Below are 11,650 nucleotides of genomic sequence, written 5' to 3'. Positions count from 1 at the left end.
ACCGCTCCGTTAACGCAAAATATCGACCACTCCCGTTCTTCCGTTCACCCTGACCCGCATCCCATTCTCCAGCAGCGTCATGACCCCGCGCACGCTCATCACTGCCGGAAGCTGCAACTCCCGCGCGGTGACCGCCCCATGTGACAACGGTCCGCCGCTTTCGGTGATCACTCCGCTCGCGCGGTAAAACAGCGAGGTCCATGCAGGATTAGTCGTGCGAGCCACCAGAATCGCGCCTTTGGGAAACGCGGCAAACTCCTCCGGCCCATGAACCAGAAAGACCTCACCTTCCACCTCGCCAGGGCTACCAGCCATCCCCTGTAATCCCTCACCCTGCGGCAACTCGGGGATCGCATCATCTTCGCCAAGATTCCATGACGGACTGCGCTGTTTCGCCGCCTGCCAGGCAGACTTATTGGCGTGCACCTGCGCGGCCAGATCTTCGAAAGCGTTCTGCGCCACCGCAGCGTCAAGATCGGCGAATGACGCGAAATAGAGATCATCCACTTGTTGCAGAATACCCGCCGCCGTCAGCCGCTCCCCCATCTCGCGCACGCCGCTGCGGAACGGCAGCGTCAGACGCGTGGTCTGATAATGCTCAAGGTCGTCCAGCCAGGTATAAACGCGCGCCAGGCGAGTCACCTCTTCAACGAAGTAACGCAGATCTTCCGGCACCTGAGCCAGCCAGGCGTGCTGCGCCGCTGAAGCCGCCAGCTTGCCGTTAAGCGCCTGCGCCGCCAAATCATCGTCCGGCAGCTCCACCAGCATTTTCAGCTGATCCAATACAATATGCGGCGCTTCAAGCCAGGTCGGATAATAAGCGTCGAAATCCAGCTCGCGGTGGCCGTGGCGTTGCAGAAACTGGTTGAAGTCAGTATCAAACGTAGGATACGCGCTAAGACGTGAAACAAGCGCCAGCGACGGGGTGTCGGCGAACTCCCGCAGCAGCTCTGGATCGTTACGAACCTGCCGCGATAGCGCCCACAGCTCAGCGTTAACTTGCCCGGTTTTAGTCTCGGCGACCGACAGCAACAGATCGAACATCGATTTGGCTTCTGCCGCAGGCATCGACATTTGCAGGATCTGGAAGAGCACGGCATACAAGGTGCGCTGGGTCAGGGAAATTGCAATATTTGGCAGAAAATAACGTTTACCCGCATCGCGTACCCGCAGCAGATAATCCCAGCACTGCGCCAGCGTGTAGCTAGCCAACGGCTCGCGCATCAACGCGCCGATTTCCAGCAGATAGGTATCCAGATCGCGCATCCAGCGGATCGGCAACTCCTGCACCCAGGCATAGCGCTTTGCCAGGGTCGGCAGAGCCGCTCGCAGCTGCTCCAGCGAACTGATGCCGCCGGGCATTCTGCCAGCATACAGCTCCACCGCATTCTGGTTGCCATAGACATAGCACTCTTTTACCGCAAACCATTTCCCCCCAAAACCAGGCAGGCCCATCAGGGAAAAAGAGAAGTTGAGCGATTCATGGAAACCTTCCTCTACCAGATCCCAGGTCAACGGCGTTACCGCGTTAGGGAAGCGTTCAGCGGATTCATCGCGCGTCCAGCGTTCCGGCACGAACGTGACCGGACGGGATTGCAGCAGATAGAACGAAGCGCCGGAAAATGCCCATTCAATATCCTGGGGAAAACCAAAAAACGCCTGAGCCTGCCGGGCGACGCTCGCCACCGTCAGACATTGTTCATCGCTAAGCGAACTCTGCGATTGCCGGGATGCGGGCAGGACCACATTGTGTACGCCCTGGCTGTCTTTCAGCAAAATCGTCGTTTTTTGTCCGATACTACGTTCCGTGACTTCTCCCTGCGGCATGGCAACGCGGTATTCATCCACCTCCCGCTCGCCGCCGACGACGCTCTCGCCTAATCCAAAGCAAGCGTTAATCAACACTTGCTCCAGCTCGCCGCGTACCGGGTCGATGGAAAAGGCCACACCAGCCGCATCGCTTTCCGTCATCTCCACCATCTGCTGGATCACCACCGCCATCGCGGCATCGAGGTGAACGAGTTGCAGATGCGCGCGATAGCGCATGGCGTGTTCATGCCATAACGAAACGTAGCATTCGCGCACCGCGTTGAGGATCGCATCAGCGCCGCGCATATTGAGCAAGGTATCGTGCTGTCCGGCGAAAGCCGCGCCGGGCAGATCTTCAAACGTCGCTGAAGAGCGCACAGCAACGTTCCAGTCCTTCGCCCCAAGCGCGTCCAGCCGTTGCGTTACCGCCGTGCGTAGCGCTTCCGGCAAAGCTTGTCGACGAATAAGTGCCTGAATTTCGCGGCTGCATATGCCGAAATCGTCATATTGTTGCAGTAGAGTCTGGATTTGCTCTCTTAGCGGCGCCAGAAACAGCTGGTAAGCAGAAGCCGACACAATCAGACCGGGCGGCACCGGCAGGCCCCCTGCGGTCAGACGCGCGAGGTTGGCACCCTTCCCCCCGCTCAGCGCCAGTTCGCTGGCGTGCGGATCGTGAAAGGTAAAAATCATCGAGTCTTCCGTTAGCATTATGCCTTCCTTATCATGTTGTTACGGCTGGAGAAGCCGCAGCGGCGCAGCCATACCAGCACCAGAAACGCCAGCAGAGCACCAAAAATCAGATCGATACCGTAGTGATAGCGCAGATAGAGCGTCGCCAGGATCAACCCCACCACCAGCGGCGACAGCAACAGCGCGCAAAAATAGCGACGCTGTAAAAGCAGATAACCAAACACATAGAGACTAATCCCGCAGTGCAGGCTGGGAAAAACGTCCATACCCGTTCCGCCACTTGCCACCAGCGAAACCAGCAACGCGGTCAGCGCGCCGCCTTGCGGCGGATAGGAGAAAACGTCCGGAAAGGCAAGATACGGCCCGGCGGCGGGCACCAGTAGATAGCCGATAAATCCAAAGAGATACATCAGCATCAGACCATTGAAGAAACCACGGCTGGCAAGTTCATGGCGACGGAAAGCGCAAAACAGCACCGGCAGCAGAATAATGAAATAGAACGAGAGGTAGCACAGGCTCATTACCTCACTTAACCAGACCCTCTCCCAGCCGAGCAGCCGTTCAGTCAATCCGCGGCCGAATAGCCAACGATCGCCCGCTAACAGCCTGGCATCCATTGAGCGCGGCATCGCCAGCTGAATCGCCTTAAACAGAGGGAAAACCAGCCAACTGGCGGCAAACTGCAGCACGCCAATCCAGCTGCGCCAGCGTGACGACGACGAACGCATTGATTGCAGCAACAGCAGCCAAACCACCACGCTGGCGATTACCGGCGCAATAAATTGGGGGTCACGCAGTTGCCAGGCGGAAAAAATCCCCAACCCGCAAATCAAGGCGATCAGGGCTAAATAGATCCCATACCCCGGACGGTTCCGGGAAGCTAAACCGACAAAATGGGTGTTCTTTATCAGGCTCAAACGTTTTCCTCCCCCCAAACCGAACGTTGCCGCCACCCCAGGTAAGCCGCTGTATAAAGCAGCCACAGCCAGGGAAAGAGAATACCCAGCACAATCAAACAGGGCAGCCACAGCAGCGAGGCGGCAAAACCGCTCGCCAGACGAAAAAAGGCCACCGTATTACGCCCGTCGGCCTTTCTGCCAACCCACCAGGCGCAGAGCAGAACCGGAAAAAGTACCAGCACAAACGGCAGTTGCAGCGCGCAGGCCCAAATGTTTCTTTGCCGATACCGCTTATCAGATGGTTTTTCAGCATGCGTTCCGCTTGCCGCTCGTTTAAAAGCCAACGCCCAGGATTCGCTATGCCGCCGCTGGTGGGCATAGCTTTCGGCGTCCGCCATGGTCGCCTCGCTGTCGCAGTTGACCGAAACCTGATTCAACGCATTACTCACACATTCAGAGATTTCAGTTTCCCAGGCCTCCTGGGACTTATCTTCCCGCGCGGGAAATACCAGCGCTTCGCCAACCAGCAGCTCGACCCGCGAACCAAAGCGATCCGCAGCCTGGTAGAAACTCCCTACCGGGATCACCCGAAAGCGCTGGCCTTCCTGCAACAGTCGGCGAATGATTTTCACGGTTCCCGGCTGATAAGGCTGTGGTGCATAGCTCCATTCGCTGGTGCCTTCCGGAAAGATAACCAGACTGCCGCCCTGCTTTATATGGGCAATAGCGTGCAGCACCGGGTTTCCCGCCTGCGTCCGGCTAAAACCGTAGCGAATGCGATCCTTGTCGCGCACAACCGGAATGCCGGTAAATAGCAGGCGCAAAAAAAGCGATCGCAGCAGTTGAACGGAGGCAAGAAACTGGCCATGCGGCAACAGTGGGCTAACCACCCACCCGTCGGTCGCCCCATTACGGTGGCTGACAAGCAGAATTGTGGGAATTGCGTCGTCCAGCGGTAAAACACGGTGGCCACGCTCGTCAATAAAGTCGATCGAAGCGTAGTAGAAATGGCTCAATAGCCTGGCGATAAAGCGATACCAGCGCGGCAACGCTCTGCCCGGAGTGAATCGCAGCCAGGGAGGATTACGTTTTTCCATAACGTGCGGTTGTCATCATGTCCTTGTTTAACATTTCCGCACAATAGACGCTTCGTTAAGGGATTACAATGAGCAGTTTGGGGGCATCATCGCCCCCTCAGAATTATTGTGGGTGAAAAGCGGGCATCAGCTTCCGGTTATGTTCGATAACCTCGTCCAGCGCCTGTTCAAGCTTCTCACCGCTGACGATCAGCGGGTTCAGCACCAGCGCGCGCCAGGCGGTATGCCGGTTACCCGTTATCGCCGCTTCGATGGTCAGCCGCTCGAAAGACTTCATCAGTTGCAGCAGGCGTAGCGTATCTTCCGGGAAGGACGCCACATTCAGCGGCTGCGGGCCGGAAGCGGTAATTAACGAACTCACTTCAACCGCGCAGTCGTCCGGCAGGCCGCTAATCGCGCCATTGTTACGCGTGTTAACGTGCATAATAATACGCTTGTCATTATAAATACCGTTCATCAATTCACAGGCCGCTTCAGAATAGTATTGCCCGCCGCGCCCTTCCAGTGCCTTCGGTTTTACCGCCAGATTCGGGTCGCTGTACTGGGCGAACAGCTCTTTTTCCAGTAGTTTAACAACTTCTCCGCGCGTCCCTTCCCCGTCAGCCTCCGCCAGCTCCTGGCGCAACATGTCGTCCTTCATATAGTAATAACGCAGATAGGCGCAGGGGATCATCCCCAGTCCTTGTAGCAGATGCTGCGGCCAGCGGAACGGCGGAATATTGCGCGGTACCAGCGGATCGTTACCTGCGCTAATCTGCGCAATGGCTTCCGGCAGCCACTCTTTGCCTTTATGCAGAATCTGCCGCACGAAGATGAAGTGGTTCAGGCCCGCAACCTGCATGATGAAATCATTTTCGTTGGCGCAATTAAGCAGCTGTGCGACGCCCTTTTGCATAATCACCGGCACGTTGCACAGGCCCACGGCTTTAATTTTGCTATGACGCAGCACCGCCTCCGTCACCATGCCCGATGGGTTGGTGAAGTTCAGCAGCCAGGCGTCCGGGCACAGGCGTTCCATATCTGCCGCAATCTCCAGAGCAATCGGGATTGTCCGGCAGGCATTGGCAAAACCGCCCAGCCCGTTGGTCTCCTGGCCAATCAGGCCATATTTTAACGAGATGCGCTCGTCGCTGATGCGCGCATCCAGGCACCCGGCACGGAACTGCGAGCAGACAAAATTCGCGCCCTGCAAGGCGCTTTCGCGGTCAAGCGTCGCCACCACTTCAATGGACAAACCCGCTTTGGCAATCATTCGCCGCGCCAGCCCGGCGATAATTTCCACCTTTTCTTTGCCGTCTTCAATGTCGACCAGCCACAGCGTCTTAACCGGCATCTCAGCGTGCCGTTTAAGTAAACCTTCGATCAGTTCCGGGGTATAGCTGGAACCGCCGCCAATCACCACAATTTTGAGTCCTGACATGGTATATCTCCATTTGATATAGGGTATAACTATTTAAAACCGTCATAACTGGCGGAACAAACGAAATAAAATGGCTCATGCATGAATATGATTAATGCATAACGGAGAGTGACCATGCTGGAGCAACAAAGTATTCTTGCGCTACTACAAACCTTTGAAGTGACCGCGCGCCACCTTAGCTTTACCCTCGCAGCACACGAAATGAACCTCACCCAGGGAGCGGTGAGCCACCGAATTCGCAAACTGGAGATGCACATCGGCTTTCGCCTGTTTATCCGGCTGACGCGTAAGCTGGCGCTAACCGAAGAAGGCAAGCGCCTGCTGACCACGCTAAGCCACTCGCTGCGCGCCATTAATGATGAAATCGAAGATATTCGCGAACAGGATCTGCGCGGGACGCTGCATGTTGGCATCGCACCGACGCTGGCGCATTTGTGGTTGATGCCGCGCCTGCTGCGCTTTCAGGCGCAGTGGCCGGGGTTGAACTTACAGTTTCGCGTGCGGGCCGGAGTAATGGACTTTAACGAAGAGCGTGTGGATCTGGCTATTTACTACGGCGCGACCCAGTATCCCGATCTCTATCAAGAGCGGTTGATGGGTGAGAACCTGCTCCCGGTGTGCTCGCCGGAATATCAGCGTCAACATCAGCCGCTGAGCGCAGGAGCATCGTCAGGAGTGCTCTGGATCCACGCGTCTGAATCGACGGATGTCCAGGATCAGTTCAGCGAGTGGCGATTATGGTGTCAGCAAACGGGTGCGAATTTACCTTTTGAGGGGCGTTATTACGCCGTGAATAACCACTCCATCGCGATTCAGATGGCGGAGAACGGTTTAGGGGTGATGATGGGCCGTCAGACGCTGATTCAACCTCTGCTCGACAGCGGTAAGCTGGTGGCATTGAGCGAGGAAAAGGTGCCCTCGCCGTTTGGATATGACCTGATTTGCCCGCAAGAGAACCGCTCGCGCCCGCGTTTTCTCGCCTTTAGTGAGTGGTTACAAAATGAGTGTGGTCAGGATCAATCCCCGGTGACGTAGTGCTGGACGGTAGCCCGGACAGGTGCGCCAGCACCGCCTCCGGGAAACAACGCGCGCAGCGTCTGATTCTCTCCCCGGTGGCGGCTAGCGCCTTACCGGGGCTACGGATTCACAGCTATCTGCAAGCCGGGAAGCCCGCAAAACCGCTATTTCTCCGGACTGTTTTTACTCTTCTGTAAGGTATCTTTCAGTTGACCAATCAGCTCGCGACGAAAATCACCCAGCCGCGGCTTATCATCGGCGATCCATGGCAGCGGGCGACAGAGTTCCATCGCTTTAATCCCCAGCCGCGCGGTCAGCAGTCCGGCACCAATACCCTGGGCCGCGCGCGCCGACAGCCTGGCCGCCAGATCCTGCGACATCCAGTCCATCCCCACTTCCCGCACCAGCTCGCTGGCCCCGGCAAAAGCGATATTCAGCAGCACCAAACGGAAGAGGCGCAGACGGCTGTAGTAGCCCAGCTCAATGCCGTACAGCGTGGCGATGCGGTTGATCAGGCGTAAGTTACGCCAGGCGATAAACGCCATATCCACCAGCGCCAGCGGGCTGACGGCAATCATCAACGTCGATTCCGCCGCCGAGCGGCTGATTTCGCGCCGTGCCTGGGCATCAAGCACTGGTTGCACGATCTGCGCATACAGGCTGACCACTTCGCGATCGTTCTGCGTCTCGTGGATCGCCGCATACCAGCGCTGTAGCGCCGGATGCGATTGATCCAGCCCCGCCTGCTGCGCGAGTTTTTCACAAAACGCACGCCCTTTGCCAACCGCATGGCTGTGCATCAAATCCCGCGCCTCATCGCGTTCGTGCGCTCGTTGACGCAGCCGCCGCAGACGCCGCCATTCGGTCGCGACTGAACCGACGCCAGCGCCAATAATCAGCGCCCCGGCAGCGCAACTGCCAAGCGCGATCCAGTCCTGCGTCTGCCAGGCGGTCATTGTCCACTGCACGCCCTGCGCGACCACGCTCACGCCGAAAATAGTCAACCCGGCGCTGACCATTTTCCGCCACAGGCTACGTTTGGGCCGCAGAACTGATTCAACAACTGCTTCCGCCGCGCCCTCTTCTTCTTCCACGACATCAAGGCGCGCCGGAGCAAACTTCCCGGCATCCACGTCATCAAAAGCGCGGGCGGATTTGAGAATTTGCGCCTTTTCCGCCTCCAGCGGGCCGTCGAAATCGATACGCGGTTTTAACGGTTCGGTCATCGCAACTTATCTCCAATTAAAAATTCCAGCGCCGCATCGAGGCGAATATGCGGCAGCGGCTTATCAACATCCATCACCTGCGGACGGAAGTTTTCAAACTGAAAGCCCTGTTTCTCCCAGAATGCCTGGCCCGGCAGACGTGCGGGCACCTCGCCGGGATAGACGGTCAGCGGCTGACCATCGCTCAACCGGTTACCCCGCAGCGCAGGGATCTTTTCGCCGTTCACCTCGATAAGCCCGCTCTGGGTCGCCTGAATAGACGCCAGCCCCAGGCAATCCATACTGATCCCCTCGAACGCCGCGTTTTGCCACGCGTCCTGAATCAGCTGTTGCAGCAGCGACACCATATTACTGTGCTGATCGATGGTCACGTGATCGGCTTTGGTGGCCGCAAACAGCAGCTTATCGATAACTGGCGAGAACAAGCGGCGGAACAGCGTGCGCTGACCATAGTGAAAACTTTGCATCAGCTGCGTCAGCGCCAGGCGCATATCGTTGAACGCCTGTGGCCCGCTATTTAGCGGTTGCAGGCAGTCCACCAGCACAATTTGCCGATCAAAGCGCAGAAAATGGTCTTTATAGAAACCTTTGACGACTTTCTCGCAGTAGTATTTAAAGCGCTCGCGCAACATCCCGGCATTGGTGTGTTTGTCCGCCTGGGCGAGCCTGGCCTCCCCAGTCGCATCAACATCCGGCCAGGGGAAAAATTGCAGCGCAGGCGCGCCGGCCATTTCGCCTGGCAGCACAAAGCGCCCGGGCTGAATAAAGTGCATCCCTTCGCGTTTACAGGTGTGCAGATAATCGGTCCATGCGCTGGCAATCTCCGCCAGGCGGGTTTCATCGGCCGGAGCCAGCGGGTCCAGCCCTTCACAAAGCTGCCGCCAACGCGTCGACCATTCTGCCCTCTGCCCTTGCAATAGCCCGGTCATCTGTCGTGACCAGGTGAGATAGTCCTGGGCCAGCATCGGCAGGTCCAGCAGCCACTCGCCGGGATAATCGACGATTTCCAGATACAGCGTTGAGGTCTCTTTAAAGTGGCGTAACAACGAATCGTTGGAACGATAGCGCAGCGCCAGGCGGATTTCACTGACGCCGCGGGTGGGCGTTGGCCAGACCGGCGGCTGACCATACAGTTGGGCCAGCCCTTCGTCATAGGTGAAGCGCGGAATGCCAAAGTCCCGCTGCGGTACGCGCTTGACGCCGAGCAGACGCTCCTCTCTGACCGCGCTAAGTAGCGGTAGACGCGCCCCGGTGTGAATATTCAGCAGTTGGTTGACCAGCGCGGTGATAAAAGCGGTCTTCCCGCTGCGGCTAAGACCGGTAACGGCCAGACGGAGATGCCGATCAACCCCACGATTAACCAGCGCATTGAATTCAGTTTTGAGTCGCTTCATCGCCATCCTGTTGTGCCTGAAGAACGAGAGAGAATAATATGGGGGCTATACGGCTAATTATCAATGGCTTGCATTAGCCCCGCGACCGCGGGGCTGAAGATTACTTACTGGCGCTTTTTGGCATATCTATCTGATTAAGACCACCCGCATTAACCACCTGAGTGTAGCCCATCTCGGTCAGCACCTGCTGGGCCTGACCCGATTGTCGCCCGACGTTGCAATAGACTTTAATGGTATCGTTTTTATCCGGAACTTCACTCGCAATCCGCGTTTTTATATCAGCCAACGGGATGTTAATCGCCCCTTCGACGTGTTCTTTTTGATACTGCTGCGGAACGCGAACATCTATCCAATGCTCCGCCGCAGACACCGGTAAGGCGACGGCCAGAGCTAAACCCAGAAGTAGTTTTCGTAGCATTTTATCATCCTGATATGTTGAGTTTTTAGGCACTCATAACATACGCCATCCGCGACGTTTAGAAAACCGTTGTGCAGCTCGACTAAGCATGGGTTCAAGAACAAGTAGCAGCAGCATTTTTAGCGGCCGACGGGCGACGGATTTAACCGCCCAGCCAGCAACGCCGGCCGGGCCATAACGCAGCGCGGTCAGCAGAACCAGCTTGCCCGCGAATTTCAGACCTGGTTTCACTTTTTGCCCTGCCTGCTGCCATTTCATGTTCATCATTAACCTCACGTTCAGTTACAGCTGGCGAAAACGACTGCGCAGCGAAAAGGTATCGGAGGTGACGTAACGTTCCATTTCACGTAAACGACGCTCCCCCGCCGCCAGTTCCTTATCTGCGGCAGCCAACAGTTCTCCACTGCTCGGCATTTTTTCACCATTCAGTTCGCTTTCCGGCATCGGATCCAACGCGAATGAGAGAATAATGTAGGCCACGACCACAAACAGGAACAGGCCAAAAATCATTGCCAGCACGGTAATCAGGCGCACCAGCTTCACCGGCACGTCCAGATACTCCGCGATACCGGCGCAAACCCCTTTCACCATGCCGCGCTGCGGAATGCGCCACAGTTTTTTACTCAAATCCAGTCCGCCCATTATTGGTCTCTCCAGTTCGGATGCTCAGCATCAAGAATGGCTTCCAGCGCCTGAATACGCTCGCGCATCCGCTTCGCGTCATCGGTCAGTTGCAACAGACGCTGCTGTTCGTTCTGCGATAAGCTGCCGCTGGCGGTGCGATTGTTGTAGTGCAGCCAGAGCCAGACCGGCAAAACAAACAGCACAAACAACGTCAAAGGGATGGCGAGAAAAAGCATGCTCATGTCGACTCCTTGCAGGTGGCAGCGGCACATCTCGGTGCCGCCCAAAAACGATTACTGGTTATTTTGATTCATTTTGGCTTTCAGCGCCGCCAACTGCTCGCTGATTTCATCGTCCGCTTTCAGGTCGGCGAACTGCTGATCCAGCGATTTGTCTTTGCCAAAACGATGGCTTTCCGCTTCGGCTTCCATATGATCGATACGGCGTTCAAACGATTCAAAACGCGCCATCGCCTCATCAATCTTGCCGCTATCCAGCTGACGACGAACGTCGCGGGAAGAGTTGGCAGCCTGATGACGCAGCATCAACGCCTGCTGACGTGCGCGGGTTTCGCTCAGTTTGTTTTCCAGCTCGCCGATCTCTTTTTTCATCCGCGTCAGGGTTTCATCAACCAGCTGCGCTTCATGTTCAAGGCTACCAATAAGATCGGTCAGCTTCTGTTTTTCGATAAGCGCAGCGCGAGCCAGGTCATCTTTCTCTTTACGTAACGCCAGTTCAGCTTTGTCCTGCCATTCACCCTGCTGGGCGACGGCCTGCTCAATACGACGACTCAGCTGTTTCTTTTCAGCCAGCGCGCGCGCCGAGGTCGAACGGACTTCAACCAGCGTGTCCTCCATCTCCTGAATCATCAGTCGAACCAGCTTCTGCGGGTCTTCCGCTTTCTCCAGCAGGGAGTTGATGTTGGCATTCACGATGTCGGCAAAACGAGAAAAAATACCCATAATTTCAATCCTCATAGTTCTTGGTGTCAGGCATCGGCCTGTGCAATGATTAATACAAATGGCGTGCCAACTTTTTATCTCATTGATTTTAAAA

The 11,650-nt window shown here is 56.5% G+C and carries 12 protein-coding genes; 1 reads left to right on the top strand and 11 read right to left on the bottom strand.

All coding sequences use genetic code 11. From position 1 onward, the window contains the following. Window positions 1-9: 9 nt before the first annotated feature. The 4 genes from HV127_RS20010 to HV127_RS19995 all read right to left on the bottom strand — a co-directional run bounded on the left by HV127_RS20010 (window position 10) and on the right by HV127_RS19995 (window position 5,915). On the bottom strand, window positions 10-2,517 hold the full coding sequence (locus HV127_RS20010) for a PEP/pyruvate-binding domain-containing protein (RefSeq protein ID WP_228727479.1): 2,508 nt from the start codon (window positions 2,515-2,517) through the stop codon (window positions 10-12). Continuing rightward, complete coding sequence (locus HV127_RS20005) at window positions 2,517-3,416, bottom strand: phosphatase PAP2 family protein (protein ID WP_182238187.1); 900 nt, start codon at window positions 3,414-3,416, stop codon at window positions 2,517-2,519. Before HV127_RS20005 ends, HV127_RS20010 begins: the two co-directional genes overlap by 1 nt. Further along, window positions 3,413-4,495: a hypothetical protein gene (locus HV127_RS20000; protein ID WP_182238185.1), complete on the bottom strand. Its 1,083-nt coding sequence runs from the start codon at window positions 4,493-4,495 to the stop codon at window positions 3,413-3,415. Before HV127_RS20000 ends, HV127_RS20005 begins: the two co-directional genes overlap by 4 nt. Window positions 4,496-4,598: 103 nt before the next feature. After that, a complete protein-coding gene (locus tag HV127_RS19995) occupies window positions 4,599-5,915 on the bottom strand; it encodes a 6-phospho-beta-glucosidase (protein WP_182238183.1) in 1,317 nt (438 codons plus the stop codon). Window positions 5,916-6,029: 114 nt separating this feature from the next. Between HV127_RS19995 and HV127_RS19990 the strand changes: the two genes are divergently transcribed. Further along, entirely contained in the window at window positions 6,030-6,950 is a 921-nt protein-coding gene (locus tag HV127_RS19990) for a LysR substrate-binding domain-containing protein (protein WP_182238181.1), read from the top strand. A 146-nt stretch (window positions 6,951-7,096) separates the two neighbouring features. Here the strand turns inward: HV127_RS19990 and HV127_RS19985 are convergent, their stop codons facing one another. From HV127_RS19985 to pspA, 7 genes are all read right to left on the bottom strand, one after another. After that, window positions 7,097-8,158: a YcjF family protein gene (locus tag HV127_RS19985; protein WP_182238179.1), complete on the bottom strand. Its 1,062-nt coding sequence runs from the start codon at window positions 8,156-8,158 to the stop codon at window positions 7,097-7,099. Further along, window positions 8,155-9,552, bottom strand: coding sequence for a YcjX family protein (locus HV127_RS19980; RefSeq protein ID WP_182238177.1), 1,398 nt, complete (start codon window positions 9,550-9,552; stop codon window positions 8,155-8,157). Before HV127_RS19980 ends, HV127_RS19985 begins: the two co-directional genes overlap by 4 nt. Before the next feature lie 100 nt (window positions 9,553-9,652). Next, the gene (gene pspE, locus HV127_RS19975; RefSeq protein WP_182238175.1) at window positions 9,653-9,970 is read right to left on the bottom strand and encodes a thiosulfate sulfurtransferase PspE; all 318 of its coding nucleotides are present in this window, start codon (window positions 9,968-9,970) and stop codon (window positions 9,653-9,655) included. A 33-nt stretch (window positions 9,971-10,003) separates the two neighbouring features. Continuing rightward, window positions 10,004-10,234, bottom strand: coding sequence for a phage shock protein PspD (gene pspD, locus HV127_RS19970; RefSeq protein WP_181486435.1), 231 nt, complete (start codon window positions 10,232-10,234; stop codon window positions 10,004-10,006). Window positions 10,235-10,252: 18 nt separating this feature from the next. After that, window positions 10,253-10,612, bottom strand: coding sequence for an envelope stress response membrane protein PspC (gene pspC / locus HV127_RS19965; protein WP_182238173.1), 360 nt, complete (start codon window positions 10,610-10,612; stop codon window positions 10,253-10,255). Continuing rightward, window positions 10,612-10,836 carry an envelope stress response membrane protein PspB gene (pspB, locus tag HV127_RS19960; RefSeq protein ID WP_110273477.1) on the bottom strand — a complete coding sequence of 75 codons (225 nt, stop codon included), beginning with the start codon at window positions 10,834-10,836 and terminating at the stop codon, window positions 10,612-10,614. The genes pspC and pspB overlap by 1 nt, the downstream gene beginning before the upstream one ends. 51 nt (window positions 10,837-10,887) lie before the next feature. Further along, window positions 10,888-11,556: a phage shock protein PspA gene (pspA, locus tag HV127_RS19955; RefSeq protein ID WP_112216498.1), complete on the bottom strand. Its 669-nt coding sequence runs from the start codon at window positions 11,554-11,556 to the stop codon at window positions 10,888-10,890. Window positions 11,557-11,650 lie beyond the last annotated feature (94 nt).

This window comes from Klebsiella sp. RHBSTW-00215 (genome assembly GCF_014103785.1).
GTDB lineage: Bacteria > Pseudomonadota > Gammaproteobacteria > Enterobacterales > Enterobacteriaceae > Klebsiella.
This window is presented reverse-complemented; position numbering and strand designations above follow the sequence as displayed.

Bases quoted from the DNA above. Each gene is read 5' to 3' on its own strand.
- HV127_RS20010 (WP_228727479.1), bottom strand. From the start codon at position 2,517: ATGCTAACGGAAGACTCGATGATTTTTACCTTTCACGATCCGCACGCC.
- HV127_RS20000 (WP_182238185.1), bottom strand. From the start codon at position 4,495: ATGGAAAAACGTAATCCTCCCTGGCTGCGATTCACTCCGGGCAGAGCG.
- HV127_RS19995 (WP_182238183.1), bottom strand. From the start codon at position 5,915: ATGTCAGGACTCAAAATTGTGGTGATTGGCGGCGGTTCCAGCTATACC.
- HV127_RS19990 (WP_182238181.1), top strand. From the start codon at position 6,030: ATGCTGGAGCAACAAAGTATTCTTGCGCTACTACAAACCTTTGAAGTG.
- HV127_RS19985 (WP_182238179.1), bottom strand. From the start codon at position 8,158: ATGACCGAACCGTTAAAACCGCGTATCGATTTCGACGGCCCGCTGGAG.
- HV127_RS19980 (WP_182238177.1), bottom strand. From the start codon at position 9,552: ATGAAGCGACTCAAAACTGAATTCAATGCGCTGGTTAATCGTGGGGTT.
- pspE (WP_182238175.1), bottom strand. From the start codon at position 9,970: ATGCTACGAAAACTACTTCTGGGTTTAGCTCTGGCCGTCGCCTTACCG.
- pspD (WP_181486435.1), bottom strand. From the start codon at position 10,234: ATGAACATGAAATGGCAGCAGGCAGGGCAAAAAGTGAAACCAGGTCTG.
- pspC (WP_182238173.1), bottom strand. From the start codon at position 10,612: ATGGGCGGACTGGATTTGAGTAAAAAACTGTGGCGCATTCCGCAGCGC.
- pspB (WP_110273477.1), bottom strand. From the start codon at position 10,836: ATGAGCATGCTTTTTCTCGCCATCCCTTTGACGTTGTTTGTGCTGTTT.
- pspA (WP_112216498.1), bottom strand. From the start codon at position 11,556: ATGGGTATTTTTTCTCGTTTTGCCGACATCGTGAATGCCAACATCAAC.